Below are 20917 nucleotides of genomic sequence, written 5' to 3'. Positions count from 1 at the left end.
TCCTTTCTATCTCTATTCCATTATCTAGCTATCTTTTAGTGCTTCAAGTACCAGTTTAGTTATTCTTTCGACATCATCTGAGTTGATTTCTGCATTCTGGGCTTGATTAACTGGTTTTTCTTCTTTAGTCTCATTATTTGTTTCTTTATTTATTTTAGTAGTTGTTGTGTTTTTTGCTGTATCGTTTGCTTTATTTATTTCTTTAACTATATCTTCTCTTTTTTGTTCTGGAATAGAGTTTCTGCTGTATTCATCTTCTAAAGGAATATCTTTAATTGGAATACCTTTTACCAGACGAGCTGCATTAGAGCCCATAATCTTAGCCTGAAAGTCCTCATCAACTTTTTTCTCTAAAAATGGCTGATCAATATTCAGTTTTTTATGCTGAATTATGATATTGTCCTGATCACCGATTCCAACACCCACATTTAAACGAGATTCGTTTGCCGCATCATTGGCAAGTTTATGGACGTTTTTATCATCACTTAAAAAGAATTGATATGGTATTCCTTCTTCTTCCAGACCATAACATAGATTTCTGAAAAGGCTATTTTCTTCATACTCTTTCTGTACTCCTATATTCACAGAAGGCTTTTGAGATTGATTACTCATCTATTACACTTCCCTCCGTTTCCAAATAGGAAAGAACCAGACCAGTTGCTACAGCATTTCGAGGTCCCATAACACCTCTTATATTACCACGACCTGCAACCACTCCATATTCTGAAAGTTGATTGGAAATCATAGTAGGTATTTCAAAATCAATTGCTGAGCCACCGACCATTACTACAAAATCTATATCTCTGATATTTCCAGTTGGAATAATCCGTTTTAATGCTCTGATTGAATTGCGAACAAAAACATCATTTTTAGCATCTCTTCGCACCTGGCGTATCTTATCAAGAGAATGATCTGTAGGTATTGGTATTTTATCGTCATCACTGAGAATTATAACCCTACCGAAAAGCTTAGGTGCAAGGGGCTCATCAAAGAAACTAACACTTCCATCTTCATGCCTGACATGGAAAACACTTTCTACTTTAGCCAGAGGATTTTTCTTGATTAATTCTGCAAGATTTATATCTCCTAAGCCAAGTTCTATATTAATTAAAAGTGAAGTCATATCTCCGGCACCAGCAAGATGAGTAGTGTAAATATTATCTCTGTTGGTAACCATTGCAGCATCAGTTGAGCCACCACCCATATCCAGGATAACGAAAGGTTTATCTGTACCCGGTGTTGTTAAAGCACCCAATATTGCCATATTGGCTTCAACACCAGCTATCTCAACCTCAACATTTGTTTCATCTTCAAGTTTATCTGCTATCTTGCGCATCGGCAGCTGACTTGTTTTAACCATTGCAGCCAGACCAACAGCATTTTCCATAGCATATTCTTCAGCCAGGCCACCTTTTACTTCTTTAGGAACAAAGGTATTTACTGCTAATATATCCTTTATTCTAATGTCTTCAAGTGGTTGATCTGTAACTTTACTCATAGTTACTTTAACTCTATCAAGCATTCCACCAACATTAGTTCCAGGCTGACCTTTAACATCTTCTATGGGATGTATTTTCTCAAGAGAATCCATGATCTCTTCTGCTCCTGCATCTATACCAATTTCTGATTTTCCTCTATCACCAATTATCACTATTTCTCCAGCCGGTATTTTTCGTTCTTCAATATCCCCTGCTGGTGTCCTAATAACCACTGCAGATCTGTTACCAATCAACGACCTTGCCACTGGAAAAATATGTTTGGTGTCTTCAGAATCAAGATCAAAGATCGTAGCTATACCATAGGGATTCGAAAGTTTATCAATTGTTCCTCCCGGTCTTGCAACCTCTACAGCAGCTTTTTTAGCAAGTGGAATCCGATCAATATATTTAACCTCATCAATCACAGGGATTGTCTCATCAAGACGATTTACAATTAAAACTGCATCATCTTTTTGAGCAACTGCACCATTTACATTAACCCCTCTTTCTTTAGCCTGATTAATGATATTTGCAGCATCAGCAAAATCAACTGATCCTGGAATGATAAGTATAACATCATCACCTGCCTTGCAGTCATCAATATCATCGACAAGTGTTGTAACTCCAACACCCAAACCAATTCCTCCTGGAGTCCAGGGATCATGGCCAATCATAGTTGATTCTGTAATCACAGTTTCAGTTATAGTTTCCATTGCTAGATCTCCAATAACTGGTGTAGCTTCATTTAATCTAATCAGGGCAAGATCATCGTAGCTCAGATTAACCTTATCTAAAGCAGAGTTTAAAGAATTAAGAATACCATCTATGTTATCAATGGTGCCCTTTAAACCAGTTGTTTTATATATCCCATCTGAAATAAAGTCAATATTCTCTTTTTCTTTATCCACTTTTCCGATAGCAACTTCTGTAGTAGAGTTGCCAATATCGACCCCTACAATATATTCCATACTCCCACCTACCTATTAGACTCTTTATCTATCACCTTTTAGTCTGTTTCTCTTTTCATAAACATCTGCTGCTTCACGGATCAATTGAGCATTAATTACCGCATCATACTTATTTTCTAATTCGTCTGCAATATCTAAAAGTTCCTGCTTGGTTGAACGATAAGGGCGAAGCTGATTATAAATTTCAAGAATTCTCTCATCTTCTACTCTGGTTAATTCAGCAGCTCTTTCTAGATTTTTTGCAAACTGTTCTCTATCAACAGATCTTGCGATTTCAGCCTGATAGTTTAATGTATCAGCTGTAATTTTAAGTTCTGAACCATCAGTTTTACCTGAGATTATATCGGCAAACTTAACATCATCAAGTGATTTTCCTGTAGGAGTTTTTACAAGATCTTTTCTTTTTTCTCCTAGAGGATAATCTTTATCTGTTAAACCATTACCTCCAGTACTTTTCTTTGAACTTTTTGAAGGGCTACTTTGACCTTCATCAAGATTACTGAGCACATTGCGTACAATAGATTCAACTAACTCTTTATCCATTACATACACCTCCTGGTATTTTAAATTATTTGAATGTTACCTCAACTTCTACAATTTTTTTGTTCTCGTAAAGGAACTTAACTTCTTTGTTATATAGTACTGCAGATATTGCCTGATACTTAGGTCTGGCCATCTGATCATTTCTTGTAGGTACTGGATCAGGGTTTTCACCTTTAGCATATCTTGCAGCATTTGTACCAATCTGTCTGAATGTTTCCAGGTCAATAAGTGGTGCCTGTGGGAATAATTCTAAGTTAGAAAGTGGATTTAAATCTTTCTGATGAATTAAAATAGTACCTTTAGATTGTAACCCGATTCCTATCCCTGAACCACTTAATTGAGCAGCTTTATGTCCCATAAACCCAACATCTGCGGTAATATAATTTTTAACAACCCTGGCTTTGATACCTTCTTCTTCTATACCAGCCATAACTTCTCTTAAAACATCTGAATGATTCTGTTCTGTCATGGTTTTAGATAAATGAGTTCCAAAAGCTGGTGCTATTGCAATAACTACTTCATCACTACTTTTACCTTCCTTGGCCAATCCTACTTCTTTTAAAGTCATATTCCCAGATCTAGCAGTGGAAGTTTTAGTTGAAGCAGAGTTTCCACCTTTATCTGTCATTCCTGATACAACATCGACAACGATCTGGCGAATAGCATCTTCATTTAATTGCATTGTTACACCTCCCGATATATTTATTTATTCTCCTATTTCGTCAATATCTTTAGCGAATCTAACATTTTTAAGTTTTTCCCAGAGTTCATCAGAAACTCTATATCCTGTTCCAGGACCTGCATAATCATTTTTATCATTAACAGCACTTATTGCATGGAAGTTTTCATCAAAGATCGCTGATGTATGGAGATAATCTCCAGCAATTCTCTGTTTTAAGAGATTAAAGAAGTTTTCAGCTACATCTTCAAATCCATGTTTAGCAAGTGCCTGTACGATTTGAACACCTGTGGTTCCTTTATTGAGCATTTCTTCTATACCTCTGAAATCTTCTCTTACATCACGGTCAGGCATATCTTTACTACCGTGGGCATATGTTGCAGCCTCTACTTCTTCATCTGTAATATCAGGCATACCGATTTCTTTAAATACTGCCTGTAAAGCTCTAACACCTTTGTTTCTAACTTTAATAACATCTTCTTCATCTACAGGTACTAATCCACCATTAACTTTTAAGTCACGCTGTAATGTTAGATAGTCATCATAGTCATCAACATCATGAGTTGAACCTGCAAACATGTTATCATAGTTTGGTACAGCACTGTAACCTGAGAATACAAAGTCAGTACCAGGCAAAAACTGCATTAACATTCTAGCAGTTCTTCTTGTACTTGAGTGAGTAAATGTCTGATCATTACCAGATGCACACTCTAAGTCAAGTAACATGGCAATTAAGTTTTCAGCCAGAATTGCTCTAACTCCGGATGGAACTGCCCCGGGCACACCAATACAACTGATTGAACCATTCTGTATACCCTGAACTCCTGCACCTTTGGTCATATATAAGCAGCGAGCTTCAAGATAAAGCATAGATTTACCATCAGCAAATCCCATTTCTGCTTCAGAACCGGTACCAGAAGTATATCTCATTTTTAATCCACGGGATGCATAAGCAGATGCTAAGAAACTCTTAGACCATGGTGTATCATCACCATCAACAAATACCTGCTCTGTACCATATACTGAAACTGTTTCAGCATAGGCTGTAAATCCACGCATACCCATTTCTAATTCCATAGCTTCCTCAACAGCACACTGGGTTAAAACTCCACCACGGCCAGTTTGTGAACCTACCATGATTGAAATAGCGTTAGAAGGCGCATATCTAACTATACCTACTGTTGTTTCCATTTCATCAAAACCACGCAGAGCTGCTTCTGCTGCATCTGCAGCTAATAATGCTGGGTGGTCTTTTACATTTGTAACATGGCACTGGTTAGAAGGAGTTTTTCTAGCTCTCATCTTCTGAACCGCCATCATCATTTCAACAACATTCATATGACCAACCACTTCAACAACTTTAGCAGGGGTCATACCTAAACCAAATCTCTTAACCTCATCTCTACAAACATTTATGTCTACTATTTTATGAGCCAGTTCTTTTGAATCCTGGGCCATAACATCTTCAACTATATCTAGATCAAGAGTATGATCGGCAATAAAAGAGTCTAACATGTCAAATTCTTCTCTTCTTTTACCATCTAACTCTACTATTTTACCATTTTCAACTCTAACGCTTGGTTTTGGATCATTGGGTCCTTCCATAGCCACAAGACCAGCTTCTGGCCATTCATTGATAAATCCATCATTACTAATCGGCCTTTTTTCAAGTTCTAAAAATCGCTTGGACCTTTTCACATTTTTCCCTCCTTAGTTCGTTTTGCAATATTTCTATTGACAAGACAACTTGCTTTATTGTATTTTTTGTTAGATTTAAATATATGGAGTTGTAACAGATTCAGGTTTGTCACCTAAACTACCCAGAAGTTTTAATCCTACTTCACGAGCAGCAACAACGGCCTGACGAACAGCTCCAGAATCTCCGCTGAAGAATAAAATGGACTCATTAGTTAAGCTTGTACCATCAGCAGGACTAGCATAGCCAACTACATCTATTGTTGCAGCCTTAACAGCAACATCAGCCATAATTACTCCAATACCAGCAGGAGCACCAACAGAAATACCAAACGCTTTACCTTCAGGAGCGCCAAAAGCTTCATTTAGAGCTTTACTTGCTCTTGCGGAATACTGGAATTCAAGGTGACCAGCATCATTAGCATATACATCACCAAAAGTACGTTCCAGGTCATCTAGTGCAACCTGAACTGCTCTTCTTGCATCAGAAACTTCTTCAGCACCAAAGATAATTAAAGAACCATGACCGGCTCCACCTTTAGTATCTCTTGGAAGCTCAATTTTTACTATTTCTGTATTTGAAGCTTTAACTGCTTCATCTGCAGCATAGATTTGTGGACCTGCACCAGTCCTTGCGCTAAATATACCAATTGAACGATATTTCTTATCAATACCCATCATTTCTCTTAATTGAGGATCTACATTTGCAATTACAAGACCAATTGTATCTCCAATAGTTGTTCCGATAAATTCAGTTACTTCATTAGCCAGATTCAATTTAGCTTCACCACCTTTTTTATTTTCGCTTTTTTCTACATTTTTTTCATTATTTTCAGTCTCATTTGAAGATTCTGCATCTTTAATCCTATTCATGACTTCATTAACTAAATCATTAATTTTCTGCTCTTCCATATCGATTAACCCTCCTCTCCATTAGAAATTACGGAAGAAGTTTATTAACATCTTCGTGTGGTCTTGGTATTACATGTACAGAAACAACCTCACCCACTTTTCTTCCGGCAGCTGCACCAGCATCAGTAGCAGCTTTTGTAGCTCCTACATCCCCCCTTACCATAACAGTAACCAAACCTGAACCGATTTTTTCATATCCTACCAGCTCAACATTTGCAGACTTAACCATAGCATCAGCAGCTTCTATAGCACCAACAAGTCCAATCGTTTCCACCAGGCCTAATGCTTCTCTAGCCATTTATTCCCCTCCTTTCAAAACATAATTAAATAAATTTTCGGTGCCCCTATCTATTATTGTTCACAAAAAACTTCTAATTCCCTTGTCAAAAAACAGTTTTCTTGTAAGAATTATTTGCTCTATTCCATATTTTTTTTATTTTCTAAATATTAGCTAATTATATAAGCTTAAATATGGTATTAAATTGTCTTTTAGTATTAATAAATTGTTTTTTGTATTATTTTATTATAAATTGTCAATCTCTGTATTCTGATGGTGAAACTCCTTCATATTTTTTAAAAACTTTTGAAAAATAACTTGGGTCATTATAACCGATTTCTTTAGCTATTATAGCAATATTTACATTTTTATTATCCAGTCTTCTTTTTGCTTCTTCTATCCTTAATTTAGTTAAATAACTTTTAAATGTGCAGCCCATCTCTTTTTTGAAAATTCTGCTAAAATAATGGGTGCTTAAACTGGCAGCTTCAGCAGCTTCACTTAAAGTAATATCCTCGGTATAGTTAGACTGTACATACTTTACACCATTATAGATAATTTTTTCTTTAAAGTCTGCTCCAAAATCATCGATCTTTTCCGATAATTTTACCAAAACCGTATTAAGCCAGTTTTTCATCTGTTCCTGGTTATTTATTTTAAATAATTCCTGGGTAAACTTATAATTTAAAGGGGATATATCTTTAAAACTGGCCCCTGCTTCAACAGCTGATCTCGACAGCACACCCAATAATTCCATCATCCTTGATTTTACCAGAATCGAGTTAAAGCTTTCATCTACCTGCCAGCTATTAAAAAGTGTATCAACTAATTCTGTAAAATGATTAACCTTCCTTGATTTAAACTTTTCCACCAGACGACTTTCTATATCATATGGATAAGCTATTTCATGAAAATCCCTATTTTTAATATCTTCCCAGTGGACAGCAGAACCTTCACCAACCAATAATGAATTTCTTATTGCACCAAGAGCTTCATGATATGATCTATCAACTAGCCGTGGATCATCGTAATAACTACCGATACCAATTGTTATTGTAAATTCGGTCTTATTTTTTACTTCCTGGCTGATTTCTGCTGCTACTTTTTTTAACCATTTTTTTATTTTTTCATTTTTGTACATTTTTTCGCCAAAATAAAGGATGATTATCTTGTCACTTGTCATCGGTACTACCATTAAAGAATTATATTTTTTTTCGAAATTTTTAATCACACTGAAAACTTCTTTTTTATGCAGCTGTCTTTTTAATTCATCTTCATTAACCGTTGAACTGGCAAATTGGTCAATGTCTGCGATCATAACTGCAGAAGGCAGTTCTTCGATATCAAAAAATTCGGTTCTACTTCTAATTTCCTCGATGGTATCAATATTTAAAAAAACAAGGTCAAAAACAAAGGACATCTTAATATAGGGCATAACCATATCAAGTTTTTCTCTCATCTGTTTTCTTATTTTTTCATCCTTTTTAGAACTCTGAATCTTATTAACTAGTCTGCTAACCAGTTCTCTAACTTTTTGTGGTTTAACCGGTTTTAATAGATATTCTTCAATACCAAGGGAGAGAGCTTCCTGAACATATTCAAATTCATCATAAGCAGTTAAAATTACAAATCTAGTATTAGATGAATTTTCCTTAATCAATTTGATCGCTTTTAAACCATTCATCCCTGGCATCTTAACATCCATGAAAATAATATCAGGCTTCTTTTCTCTGGCAAGTTCTACAACTTCTTTTCCGTCAGCAGCTTCTCCTACTATTTCTATATTGTCAATTCCACTTTTTTCTCCTAGAATTATAGAAAGAGCCTTTCTTTCTAAATATTCATCATCTGCAACAAGTATCTTAAACAATTGCTACCCTCCAATCACTTCTATATATATTAGCTTCAGCATTTAATTATTGTAATTGTGTTAATCATTAGATTACTCTCCTGGTAAATTAATCTTAACCTCGGTTCCTTTATTGAGCTCACTCTTTATTTCCAGGCCATATTCTTCACCAAAATAGTGTTTTAATCTCTGATGAACATTATTGATTCCAATTCCTGTAATATGGCTGGTAATCTTATCTTTGCTTTTGCCAGCAGAACTTAAAAGTTCTTTTGTGTAATTATCTTTCATCCCTAAACCATCATCAATCACAGAAATACTGATCATATTATCCATTTTTTCTGCTTTGATTTTAACCTTTCCGGTTGACTTTTCTTTAAATCCATGGATGATAGAGTTTTCTAGTAATGGTTGGATGGTCAATAAAGGAATATTAATATCCAGTAAATCCTCATCAATATCGATATCAAAATCAAATTTATCTTTGTACCTTTTTTTCTGGATCGTTATATAATCTTTAACACAGTTTAATTCTTCTTCTAATTTAACAACTTCTTCTACATTTCTCAAACTATACCTTAGTAAATCTGAGAGGGCATAAACCATGTCTTCTGTCTCAGATGCTCCTTCTATCAACGAAAGTCTGGCAATAGAATTTAAAACATTAAATAGAAAATGAGGATTAACCTGTGACTGTAAAATTTGCAATTTTTTTGTTCTTAAATGTTCTTCAAGCTGTCTTCTGGATCTTGATTCTTCCAGTAATTCCTGCTGATAAATATTTGCCAGACCCATTTCTGCAATATAGTTAGCCGTTATAGAGAGAAATTCTGTTGCAGCAACTATTCTACTTTTTGGTAGAACTTCTATATCATTAAACTTTCTTTTGATCGTTTCAAAATCTATATCAATATCCTTAGTTCTTTCTTTAACCCGCTGCAGGGTTTTTTCTCTTCCATCTTCTTCTAATATTATCTGCCCACAAAGGATAGTTCCAATAAAACGATTTTCTAAAATAATAGGAGCCGCCATATCTATTAGACCAGATTCACATACATAGGGAGCAGATTTACCCTCTTCTTTTGCTCTGATACCACCCTGAGAATCAGATAGAGTACATTTCTGAAAACCCTTTTCACAATAGCGAATTGTTTTACAAAAAGATGTAAACCTACTGCAGTTAGTTACTGGAATACCTTCACGATCAACAATAACAGCTGCTAAACCGGTTGCTTCAGCAAATTTATCCTGAATACTCTGAAGTACATCTATATTTATTACTTCACTCAAATCATAATCGTATCTTATTTTAATCATCCTCCTAAAAATTGATTAGCATATTTAATTACTAAAAAGCTGATCATCATTTTCTCGTTTTATATTTTCTAACTGCTGTACTCTAATCCCGGTCATAACATCAGAACGGGTAATTATACCTAAAAGTTCCTGACCATCCATTACCAGAAGTCTCCCGATATCTTTTTGGAAGAGAAGTTTAAAAGCCTCATATAATTCGTCATCTGCTTTTACACTGTGTATTTCTTTTGTCATAATAGCCTGGACAGGTGTATTACTGTATTCTTCTTGAGGAATTTTTCGGGCATCCTCCATTGTAACCATCCCGACGATTTTCCCATCTCGCTCAACCGGAAAACCTGAATGTTTGCATTCAAACATCTTTTCTATCAAGCGATGGACACTAATATTTACCGGTACAGTTTTTACATCCCTGGTCATTAAATCTTTTACTTTCAAATTGGAAAGAGCTGATTTAATGACACTGTATTTGTGTTCCTGCATTGCACCAAAATAGATGAATAAAGCAATCAGAACCAAAAGCAAGTTACCACTCATTAAACCCAAAATACCAAAGGCTACTGCAAAAATTTTGCCAATTCTAGAAGCAATCTCGGTAGCCTCTGCTAAAGAATGTTTTTTAGCTATAAAGGCCCTCAAAATTCTTCCACCATCAGTTGGAAAAGCCGGCAGTAAGTTAAACAATGCTAAAATTATATTCAACTGACCTGTATAAAGAATAATTAATCTAATATCTTCTAATAAAAATTCTGGAGCAAGATTTGCAGCTGGAACCAGAATCAAACCAATCACTAAACTCAATAAGGGGCCACTGGCAGAAATTATTATTTCATCATTTGGCTTATCAGAAAAATCCTCTATATTAGCCATTCCACCAAATAAAACAAGGGTTATATCATTAGTTTTGACACCTTTACTTCTTGCAGTAAGTGAATGTGCGAGTTCATGAACTAAAACACTCATAAAAAGCAAGGTAGCCATTATTGCACCAAGTATATAGGGGTTTAAAATCAATTCTCTTCTTGCGATATCTGTCTGTTCTGCTAAGTAGATAAAATTACTACCAAAAGCCCAGACAAAAAAGGGAAGAATGATCAATAAACTTAAATGTACTTTGATAGGAATACCGAATAACTCACCTAAATCAAAAGTTATATTCATGAAATCTCCTCCTATATACTGTCACCAACCCCTGCAAATTTAATTTTATCTCCGCTCTTCTTTATTATTTCTTCAACAATATTGATAATACCTTTGTGACTACAGCCCAAAATAATTACTAATCCCTGTTTACTTTGCATAAAAAGACTGATATCATCATTAAATTTGTTAAGAAAAATATTATTTGCTATTTCTCTATCACTTTTTATTTTATGAAGATTTTTTTATAAACAGTATTTTCCACTAAAATTGTTATTTTTGGATACTCCGAGATAAAGATTAACTACTTGAAATCATTCTTTTAAATTTCACAGCCACAGCTGTTTGAAATATTACAGTTCATGGCAAATTTAATTTCTTTATCTGCCATAAAATCTGTTATTTTGGCAAGTAAATCATATACCTGCTTACTTTCCCCAAAAATATTTGTGGAAAGAGAATTACTTTCACTCTGTAGTTCAGAATCTTCAATCAACTTGATGACTTCTTTGACAGCATCATTAACCTTTTCAGTATAAAGAGGGTAAAATGATATCTGACAGGAAATTATTTGAGCTTTACTCATATTATAACACCTTCCCAGGTTTTTCTGAAGTTTTTAAGCAAAATATTAATATAAAGTTAAAATATCATTAAGATAATCGAGGTCCTTTATTAAAACATCTTTAATCTGAGCTGTTAAAGTTATAGACTTTTGTTCTAAATAATTTAAAAAATTTTCTTCACTATAATTTTTTTGATCAGATTCTATAATTTCTCTTAAATATTTTTCTATGATTTTTTTGTCATCTGCTTTTATTTTATCTGCCTTTTTTATCAGCTCTAATCTATTAATTATACCATCACTAAGCTGGTTTAGAGCTTTGTTTTTATCATTTTCAGCCAGTAAAGCCTTTTCTCTAAATAAGCCCCGGGCTAAAACTTCAAAATCCTTTTCTTTTAAATGGGCTGCTGCAAAAAGTGAAAGCCCATTAGGGTTTAGAGCGTTTATTTCCTCTATCTGTCTTAAAAGTTGAGTTTCCGTTAACATAAAAACTGCTATTCCGGGATAAATAGGTTCAGACAGCCTTTGTCTATCATTTTTAATCCATCTCTCTAATTCAGAAAACATATTTTCTGTATAGGTCATTGGCAGCACAAAATCTAAATAACCCTCTTCCAGCCATAAACCCCAATCCTGCATTGAACGATATCTGGCTTCTGTGAGTCCTGGTAATACATCTGCCGATAATTTTAAATCTGGATCAACTTCTCTTAAAAGCTGAGCTGTTTCTCTAACCATTTTAGTTATTAAGCTTTCTCTAAATCTATTCCACTGTGTTTCTGCCTCTGTATTATCTTCAATATTGAAGGGGTTAATCCCTGTTTTTTCTATAAATAATTCTATATTTTTTTGATCATAACCAAAACTGCCATGATATTCATCTGGATAGCGAATATAATCTAAATTTATTCCATCTAAATCATAATTTTCTACCAGATAGATATATCTCTGCTGGAGATATTTTCTTACATCTTCACGAGCAGGACTAAGCCAGCTGGTATTATGATAAGTTATAAAATCTCCTGCCCTATTTTTATTAGCCCATTCTGGGTTTTGCTTAAGTATAGGTCCTGCTTCTCCGGCGGTATTTTCATTAAAAACCCAGACCCAGCCGTGAACTTCAATATTCCGCTGCTGAGCTTCCTCTATCAGAACTTTAAGCGGGTCTTCTTCCCAGTCTTTAAATCTCTCATCCTGTTTAATTAACTCATTATCGGGAATTATAGATTCACCTTTAAAATAAATTTCAGGAAAAATAACATTAAAATTAGCCTGAGCAGCTAGGTCCAATAATTCCTGAATACCCTCTCTACTTCCGGCTTCAGCTAAAGTTCTGCTGTCAAGCCAAAAAGCTCTCAACTGGACTTCCCTGGATTCTACAGCTGTTAAGGCCAGTTGTTCTGCCTGCTCTACCACTTTATCAGCATTTTTTTTCAATACCGGATCATTATTTTGTTGATAGGCTTCTATCATCAACTGATAATTTTCTTCAATCTCTGCCTGGATCTCTGCAGTTAAATTTTTATCAATTAAAATAAATTTATTTTCTGCCTGCTCAAGCTTATTTTCTGCTTCTCTAATTGATCTTTCAGCCCTTCTGATTTCCAATAAAATCGGCCTGTATTCTTCAGCTTTAAAATAAGCAGCTGTATTATAAGTAAAAATTAAAATTATTGAAATCAATAAAAAAATTATAAGCTTAAAGCTAAAGTTTTTCATCTTATACTCCTTTGCATCTTATACTTTTTTGTCAAAATAATTAATATTTAAAATAAGCTATTTAAAAATATTATCTTAATCTAAAATCTCCAAGAAACGCTGCTCCATAAAATCTACAGCTTCTTGAGCGGTTATTTTATCAGAAAAAGCTCTAGCAAATTGTTCATTCATAGCTCTAGTTAAAGCAGAAGAATTTTCAATAATCAGGGTCATATCAGCCATATTTTCAAGTTCTTTTGCCATTAAATATCTTGCCTGATCGTTTAACGATATGTCTTCATTTTCTAATTGATCAGTATCAGCAAAAAAATCAACATTAACTGCTCCTTTTGCTGAAGGTAGTAAACCGGTGATTTTAGCAAATTCTTGCTGTGCCTCTGCTCCAGTTATAAATGCTGCAAAATCGGCTGCCTCCGATTTATTTTCAGCAGCTTTAGGAATGACCAGATTCATCAAAGAAGCATTAATCAACTCTCCTTCTCCGGCTGGTGGAACAGCTAAAGCTGTCATATCTTTTAGATAATCTGATTCTGCTTCTATCTCTTTTAAAAACTGTGGTGCTGTAATTAAAACAGCCAGTTCATTTTTTAAATATCTGTCTAAAGCAATGTTAAAAGAAGAATTAAGACTATCAGCCGGTATAACACTTTCCCGAGCTAGCTTTTGATATTCTGCAACTATTTCGACTGCCTGATCATTATTAAAAGCAACCTGAGGTTTATCATTATTTAATTCAAAAATATTAAGACCAGCTTTTATGAATTCTTCGTGGATCTGCAGTTGAGGCATAAAAGCATAAACTCCACTTTCTGCTTTTATTCTGTGGGCAGTCTCAAAAAATTCTTTTTGACTTTTGGGAAAATCATCAGGGTCTAATCCAGCAATCTTAAAAATCTCTTTATTATAAGCCATTATTCGCGAACTAACATACCAGGGGAAAGCATATATTTTACCATCATAATTATTAGATTCCCATAAATTTACAAAATATTCTGATTTATAATTTTTCTCAAAATTTGAGACCGGATATAATAAATCTTCATAAACCAGAGCTGACATTAATTGGGGAGAAAGGTTAACCACCTGAGGTGGATTACCCTCAGAAATTTTTTGTCTTAACTGCTGCTGAATTGAAGAAAAACTTATATCCTCCCATTTAATTTTAAGATCTGGGTTTTCAGCTTCAAATTCAGCAATTTTATCCTGGAAATACTGATCATACTGGGGGCTTAAATTTATGGTCCAGAATTCTATCTGAGTTTCTGCTCTTGTATAAATACTAAAGAAAAAAACTAAGATTAAAGTTAAAAAGATTATTTTTTTACTTTGCTTAAACATTTTATGCCTCCACCTAAAATTATTTTAAATTCTTTAGATGATAAAAGCCTCTCACTTTAGAGAGGCTCTTACCTGGCAGCAGGGTAAAATTATATGCAATATTATAAATACATATAATATAATTAGAGATAATTAATTATATTCCTGCAAAAATCACTCCTTCAAGCACTAATAATTTTTAGAGCTTTTGGCAGCAATTCTATTTCCAGGGGGAATTCTGGCCCCTTTTCTCCATCTATATCACAATGATCTGTCTGTATATTTGTATCGGTTTTTTCAATTTTAAAATAGTTATCCTGAACATAAAAAATATTTTCATCGTTAATATTTTTACCCTGTAAAAGATCTGCAATAACAGAGCTTATCTTTATAATATTAGCAGATTCAACTGCAATTAGATCAAAAAGTCCATCATCAATAGATGCAAACTGGGCTATGTTTTTAAAACCCCCAGCATCTTTACTGTTAAATATAAAAAAGGCTAAATAATTACCACTGATTTCTGTTTGAGAAGTTGTAATCTTTAAAGACATGGGTTTAATATTGGGCAATTCTTTTAAGCCATAGAGATAATATGCTACTTTACCCAAACGATTTTTCATCTCTGTTTCTGTACGATGGGCAATGTTAGATATAATACCACCTGCACATACATTAAGAAAATATCTATCATTTACCTTTCCAATATCAACTTCTCTAATATTCCAGTTTAAAATAATATCGATACTTCTTTCTATATTTTCACTCATGCCAATATATGAGGCAAAATCATTGGCCGTACCGGTGGGGATAATGCCCAGTGGGAGTTCAATATTTTTCTGCTGCATAATATTAATAACATTACTTGCAGAACCATCTCCACCTGCAATTATAATGGCCTTATACTCTTTGCTTAAATCATTAAGTCCATTACTAAAATCGCCTTCTTCCATACTTCTATATACATCTAATTTAAAACCTGCTGACTGAAATTTTTCAAAAAAAGTATCCAGATATCTAATCACACTTCTGTCACCTGCAGCAGGATTATAAATAAATTTAACTTTATTTCCCAAAATCTGATCAACTCCTAAAACAATTCAAATTAAAGCAATATTTTAATTTTTACCTTGTTATTAACGATACTCAGCAAAAAACTTTTCTGTCTTTTTTAATAGTTCGATAATTTCCAGGTTTTGAGGACAGGCAGGTTCACACTGTTGACATTCTATACAATTATCTGCCCTTGTCTCCTCATCTAGCTTATAATATTTTTCTGCCATTTTCTCAGCCTCATCCAATAATATAGCCTTATTATAAAGATAAAAAATCCTGGGGATATTAATTCCTTCCGGACAGGGTAAACAATACTCACACCTTGTACAGCTAATGGGTCCTCTCATTTTTTCTGCTGCCTTTGCCATCATTTCAAAATCTGACTCGTTTAAAAGTCCAATCTCAGATTCTTCAGCAATTTGGATGTTCTCTTTTACCTGTTCGAAATTACTCATACCACTTAAAACAAGTGCTACTTCTTTTTGACTCCAGAGCCAGTGTAATGACCATTCAACAGCATTCCACTCTTTATTTTTTTCTTTAAACAGGTCTTTTACATTCTGAGGAGGTTTTTGAGCAAGCCACCCTCCTCTTAGTGGCTCCATAACTATAACAGCAATATCTTTTTCATAGGCTTCTTTAAGCCCTTTTTTACCAGCCTGATATTCTGTATCCAAATAATTATATTGAATCTGACAGAAATCCCACTGATAGGCATTCAGTATTTCAGAAAAAACCTGATAACTATCATGAAAAGAAAAACCAATGTAATTTATTTTTCCTGCTTCGACCTTCTCTTCCAGCCACTCAAGTATTTCAAGCTCTTTTACCTTTTCCCATCTTTGTTGGTTGAGAGCATGTAATAAATAAAAATCAATATAATCAACTTCTAGCTTTTCCAGCTGCTGATTTAAATATTTGTCAAGATCTGCTTTTGTTTCTACTTCCCAGATAGGTAATTTTGTGGCAAGATAAACTTTATCTCTATAGCCATCTTTAAGAACTTCTGCCACTAATTTTTCGCTTTCCCCCTGATGATAGGGCCAGGCGGTATCTATATAATTAACTCCTTTATCAATTGAATAACGGATCATCTGAGCAGCTCTTTTTTTATCAATATTAGCTGAATCATCATCGATTATTGGTAAACGCATCGCTCCAAAGCCCAATGCGGAAACCTTTATATTTAAACTTCCCATATCTCTATACTGCATTATTTGACCTCCAAAAATTTTTTATTTCTTATTTTATATATTTCAAGAGAAGTACTTTAAATCCTCTTTATTTATCTTGAGTATTTTAATTAAATTTAAAAAAACCGCAGTATATTTTTCATCTGCGGTTTAGAAGATTTTATTTAATAATTTATCTAATATTTATCTAATAATGTTTCTTTACAAAAGAAGCAAGTCCTACTTCACCGAATTCTATATTCCCTTCTGCCCCACCATCCATAGCTCCAATTTGAATATGCAGAAGGGCTATTCCACACTCAAGCCTTTTATATTCACTTGGTTCACCTGCACAGTCAACGACAATCCTGTCATCTCCATAATAAAAACGCCATGGCTGTCTGTTTAACCTGGAAGGAGCAGCTCTGGCTGTTTGGATTGCATTTTTTACCCAGCCAGGCCATTCATCATTATAGCCATTTGGACAGAGAAGCTCTAAATCTTTGCGATCTCGATTTGGAAAGAGTTTAGAGATAAAGTGCCTGGTAAAACTATAACCCTCAGATGAATATCCTAAAGGGCTAACTGCAATTAACTGTTCTCCAGGCTGGAGATTAATATTAATCAAAGATTTTCTTTGTACAAAATTTGCTCCAATCCAACAGGTTCCTAAACCATCAGCAGTTGCCTCAAGTATTGCAGCCTCACCAATATAACCTGCTTTTGTCCAGCGATGTTTGCCTTCATCTTTAATAATGATAGCCAAAAATGCCGGACTATCAGTAAAATTACCATATTTACCGTTTAAGGCAGGTAAAATATCTTGAATTGAACTTTTGTAAAGTTCTAACCTCACTTCAGGATATACCTGATTGAGTGAATAAATAGTATTCTCCAGCGTTTTTTGAGTATAGGCCTTAATATTTTTTGTGGAAAATTTTTGATGAGAATATCTCGTCTGAACTGCATTATACCATTCTTTGACTGGGATATGCATAAAACCCGCTCCTTTCTAAAGAAGTCTCTTTATTAAATAAAATTTAAACATTCATGATACTTTTGATCTCAGCTAATTTTTCATCTAACAGCTTCTGATTTTCAGCTTCAACAACCAACCTTAAATATGGTTCAGTATTAGACGGTCTCACATTAAACCACCAGTTCTCATACTCAATTCTATAACCATCAAAATCGAAAAATCTTTCTGGTTCTTTTGTGCTTAAATAATGTTCCTTTAATTTTTCCATTACTTCCTGTTTATACTCGATTTTAAAATTAACCTCACCTGAATTTGCATATTTATCAAGCTCAGCTATTAACTCAGAAATACTTTTCCCTTCTTTTTTTAATCTGGCAACTACATTTAAAACTATTAAAGCAGTCAGCATTCCTGAATCACAATAAAAGAAATCCTTATAATAATAATGGCCGGCCAGTTCTCCACCACAGATCCCATCAATTTCTCTTAATTTTAGTTTTGCATATGCATGACCTACTTTCCACATATGGGTACTTCCACCCAAATCTTCGATATGCTCTTTTACTGACCAGGAGGTTCTAATATCATATAAAATTGTTTTACCTTTACCCTGTTTTATAAAGTATTCTGCCAGCAGGGCAATTATTAAATCAGGAGCAATAAATTCGCCATTTTCATCTAAAAACATTACCCTGTCTCCATCTCCATCAAAGATCAAAGCTAAATCCGAATTCTTTTCTAAAAGTAGTTTCCGCACATCTTCTCTATTTTCTGGATTTAAGGGATTTGCTTCATGATTTGGGAATCTACCATCAAGCTCATTATATAGATAATGAGGTTCTTTACCAAAAATTTGCTCTGTTAATATTGCTGCCATTCCATTTGAAACATCAATGGCCAGATTTAGTTCTGAAAGATCTGGTAAATAACCTTTTAAAAATTCTAGATATTCATTTTTTATATCATGTTCTAAAATATTACCCTTTTTCTTTTTACCTACCGCTTTTACCTCTTCCTGTGCTATCATCTCTTCTAACTCTTTTAATCCGGAATCATAGCCAACCGGAAGAGCATTTTCGCGAGATATCTTTAATCCGTTATATTCAGGAGGATTATGTGATGCGGTAATCATAACTGATGCTTTATAATTATGTTTAGCTGTACCATAATAAACCATCGGAGTTGTAGCATAACCTATTTTATATACATCAGCTCCCTGATCGGTTATACCCTTTGCTAGGGCTTCAAAAAGCTCTGGAGTTGATTCACGATCATCATAACCAACTAATACCTTATCTGCTGCCAGTAGTTTGGGTAAAAAATACCCTATTTTATATACATCTTCTTTATTAAAATCTTTATTATAAACTCCTCTAATATCATAAGCTTTAAATGCTTTCAAATTACCGCCCCCTCTGATGAAAATATATCTATTATTTTTTAATTAATAATTATAAGCTGTCTCTATATTATTAATATTCGATAAATATACAAATATTCCTTGTTAATAACGAAAAAAGCAGCACCTTAAAGTGCTGCCGATCTTTAAAAAGTACCAGCATTCCAGCCCCACATCTTGCCTGGAGCATCACTGAATTCAATATATACCCTGTTCTGATTAACTTTTAACTCCTTTTCGGCAAATTTACATAAAAATTCTGATAGACCCTCTGTCATAGACTTTTTTAGCCCAATACTTTTAACTTCCATGAAAACACAGGGCTCTGAGCTTCCAGCAAAACTCATCTGTTTTTCTGCTTCTAAAACCACCATAATATAATCTTCTGGTTTTGATAGAGCCTCTGAACTCTCTTTGGATAATTTTTTAATAAAATCTTCAGTTGATTTAACTTTTTGATTTGTCTGTACTTTTAAATAAGGCAATAGTATCAGCCTCCCTCAATATTTTTTAAAACATAAAATTAATTACAGCTTTTTATCAACAGTTTAATTATATGATATTTTTAATTTTCTTGCAAAAAGTCAGCTTAAGTAAAGATAAAGGGTTATTTAATTATGCTGATATATTTTTAGCATCTTTTTTATCTCAGCCTCAATTTCTTTTTTCAAGCTAGCTGGTTGTAGAACTTCTGCATCTGAACCAAAACTTAATATCCAGCTTTTAATCTCTTCTTTGCTGCTCGTTTTTATAGAAAATATTATTTCATTGTCATTTATCCTTTCAATGTTTTGTTTATCACTCCAGTGATATTCAGGGACGAATCTTGCCGCTCTACCGCTAAACTTGATCTTTAAAGCAAGATCTTCTTTCCCCTGCTCAACTCCCCAGGTAGCTGCCAGCTCATTATCTAAAGAATAATCTTCTGGAATCTGATATTCCTCAGCCAATAATTCTATCTCCTTAATCCTATCGATTCTAAAAAACCTTGTTTCTTCCCTGAGGTGGCAGTATGCAGAAAGATAGGGAGCACCATTATTAAAAAACAGGTTGTAGCAGTTAAGTTTTCTCTCCCTGATTTCATCACTACTCATAGAATAATATTTAACCATTATCTGAAGATTGCTGCTCATCGCTTCCTTTATTTTATTGAATTTCTGCTGGTGCTTTTCAAGTTTTACAAAGGGAGCAGAGATTATTTCATAATTTTTAATATAGCTGCCAATACTCCCCTTTAAGTATTCTGGTAAAGAATTAAAAATTTTAGCAAGAGCAGATTCTAGTTCTGTCTTCATCGGAAAATTCCTATTTTGATATTCTTTAGCAGCTAAAAAAACAGCTTCTGTTTCTTCTTTATCTAAATCCGGACTTTTCAATCTAAAATTATCTAGAATTCTATAACATTTTAAATTGTGGTCATAATAGATTGGAATTCCCAGTTCTTCCATTAAGCTTTTATCTCGATGAAAGGTTCTAATTGAAATACCAAAATAATCTGCTATTTTTCTTGCATTCCAGCTATTATATGATTCATTTAATAGCATCATGATTTTAATTATTCTAAATATCCTGTTCTTATCTGCCATCAGCAATACTCTCCTCTACAGTTTTTTAATAAGCAGTTAGTAACTATTAGAGCATAATATAGGTCTCTAATTATAATATTCATTAAAAAATCTAATTCCCCTCTATAATTTAGTATTCTTTGCTTATTTTTAAAAACTTTTGAAAATTAATGGCTTGATTTCTTTCATTTTGCTAATATCGCTTGATTTAACGCGAATAATGTAAATTAAACTGTGATTTTGCAGGAAATCACCTCAATAACTAGAATATATTTTATTAAGAAGTA

19 protein-coding genes are annotated in these 20917 nt (G+C 33.8%); all 19 read right to left on the bottom strand.

The genetic code is table 11. The features are described from left to right. Positions 1–24: 24 nt before the first annotated feature. The 19 genes from HALSA_RS12400 to HALSA_RS04915 all read right to left on the bottom strand — a co-directional run bounded on the left by HALSA_RS12400 (position 25) and on the right by HALSA_RS04915 (position 20651). Positions 25–612: a glycerol dehydratase reactivase beta/small subunit family protein gene (locus tag HALSA_RS12400; RefSeq protein WP_013405522.1), complete on the bottom strand. Its 588-nt coding sequence runs from the start codon at positions 610–612 to the stop codon at positions 25–27. After that, on the bottom strand, positions 605–2446 hold the full coding sequence (locus tag HALSA_RS05000) for a diol dehydratase reactivase subunit alpha (RefSeq protein WP_013405521.1): 1842 nt from the start codon (positions 2444–2446) through the stop codon (positions 605–607). The genes HALSA_RS12400 and HALSA_RS05000 overlap by 8 nt, the downstream gene beginning before the upstream one ends. 24 nt (positions 2447–2470) lie before the next feature. Next, the gene (locus HALSA_RS04995; protein WP_013405520.1) at positions 2471–2989 is read right to left on the bottom strand and encodes a diol dehydratase small subunit; all 519 of its coding nucleotides are present in this window, start codon (positions 2987–2989) and stop codon (positions 2471–2473) included. A 25-nt stretch (positions 2990–3014) separates the two neighbouring features. Then, a complete protein-coding gene (locus HALSA_RS04990) occupies positions 3015–3671 on the bottom strand; it encodes a propanediol/glycerol family dehydratase medium subunit (protein WP_013405519.1) in 657 nt (218 codons plus the stop codon). Between the two features lie 24 nt (positions 3672–3695). Next, a complete protein-coding gene (locus HALSA_RS04985; RefSeq protein WP_013405518.1) occupies positions 3696–5366 on the bottom strand; it encodes a propanediol/glycerol family dehydratase large subunit in 1671 nt (556 codons plus the stop codon). 75 nt (positions 5367–5441) lie between these two features. Beyond that, on the bottom strand, positions 5442–6275 hold the full coding sequence (gene pduB, locus HALSA_RS04980; protein ID WP_013405517.1) for a propanediol utilization microcompartment protein PduB: 834 nt from the start codon (positions 6273–6275) through the stop codon (positions 5442–5444). 28 nt (positions 6276–6303) lie between these two features. Beyond that, positions 6304–6573, bottom strand: coding sequence for a propanediol utilization microcompartment protein PduA (pduA, locus tag HALSA_RS04975; RefSeq protein WP_013405516.1), 270 nt, complete (start codon positions 6571–6573; stop codon positions 6304–6306). A gap of 235 nt (positions 6574–6808) precedes the next feature. Then, entirely contained in the window at positions 6809–8422 is a 1614-nt protein-coding gene (locus tag HALSA_RS04970) for a response regulator (protein WP_013405515.1), read from the bottom strand. 72 nt (positions 8423–8494) lie between these two features. After that, positions 8495–9718 (bottom strand): sensor histidine kinase, encoded by a 1224-nt coding sequence (locus HALSA_RS04965; RefSeq protein WP_013405514.1) that lies wholly within the window; start codon positions 9716–9718, stop codon positions 8495–8497. Positions 9719–9742: 24 nt separating this feature from the next. After that, positions 9743–10879 carry a CBS domain-containing protein gene (locus tag HALSA_RS04960; protein WP_013405513.1) on the bottom strand — a complete coding sequence of 379 codons (1137 nt, stop codon included), beginning with the start codon at positions 10877–10879 and terminating at the stop codon, positions 9743–9745. 301 nt (positions 10880–11180) lie between these two features. Continuing rightward, the gene (locus HALSA_RS04955; protein ID WP_013405512.1) at positions 11181–11444 is read right to left on the bottom strand and encodes a YkoF family thiamine/hydroxymethylpyrimidine-binding protein; all 264 of its coding nucleotides are present in this window, start codon (positions 11442–11444) and stop codon (positions 11181–11183) included. Between the two features lie 45 nt (positions 11445–11489). After that, a complete protein-coding gene (locus tag HALSA_RS04950) occupies positions 11490–13142 on the bottom strand; it encodes a glycoside hydrolase family 10-like protein (RefSeq protein WP_013405511.1) in 1653 nt (550 codons plus the stop codon). Positions 13143–13217: 75 nt separating this feature from the next. After that, complete coding sequence (locus HALSA_RS04945) at positions 13218–14480, bottom strand: ABC transporter substrate-binding protein (RefSeq protein WP_013405510.1); 1263 nt, start codon at positions 14478–14480, stop codon at positions 13218–13220. A gap of 161 nt (positions 14481–14641) precedes the next feature. Then, positions 14642–15535, bottom strand: coding sequence for a YegS/Rv2252/BmrU family lipid kinase (locus HALSA_RS04940; protein WP_013405509.1), 894 nt, complete (start codon positions 15533–15535; stop codon positions 14642–14644). Positions 15536–15595: 60 nt separating this feature from the next. Then, entirely contained in the window at positions 15596–16729 is a 1134-nt protein-coding gene (locus tag HALSA_RS04935; protein WP_013405508.1) for an aldo/keto reductase, read from the bottom strand. A gap of 166 nt (positions 16730–16895) precedes the next feature. Beyond that, positions 16896–17684 (bottom strand): nitroreductase family protein, encoded by a 789-nt coding sequence (locus HALSA_RS04930; protein WP_013405507.1) that lies wholly within the window; start codon positions 17682–17684, stop codon positions 16896–16898. A 43-nt stretch (positions 17685–17727) separates the two neighbouring features. After that, the gene (locus HALSA_RS04925; RefSeq protein ID WP_013405506.1) at positions 17728–19068 is read right to left on the bottom strand and encodes a phosphomannomutase/phosphoglucomutase; all 1341 of its coding nucleotides are present in this window, start codon (positions 19066–19068) and stop codon (positions 17728–17730) included. Between the two features lie 143 nt (positions 19069–19211). Further along, the gene (locus tag HALSA_RS04920) at positions 19212–19550 is read right to left on the bottom strand and encodes a phenylpyruvate tautomerase MIF-related protein (protein ID WP_013405505.1); all 339 of its coding nucleotides are present in this window, start codon (positions 19548–19550) and stop codon (positions 19212–19214) included. Between the two features lie 126 nt (positions 19551–19676). Beyond that, positions 19677–20651, bottom strand: a complete 975-nt coding sequence (locus HALSA_RS04915; RefSeq protein ID WP_013405504.1) for a helix-turn-helix transcriptional regulator — start codon at positions 20649–20651, stop codon at positions 19677–19679. Positions 20652–20917: the final 266 nt, after the last annotated feature.

The organism is Halanaerobium hydrogeniformans (genome assembly GCF_000166415.1).
GTDB classification, from domain to species: domain Bacteria; phylum Bacillota; class Halanaerobiia; order Halanaerobiales; family Halanaerobiaceae; genus Halanaerobium; species Halanaerobium hydrogeniformans.
The sequence above is the reverse complement of the archived record's forward strand: the minus strand, read 5'-3'. Positions and strand labels throughout refer to the sequence as shown.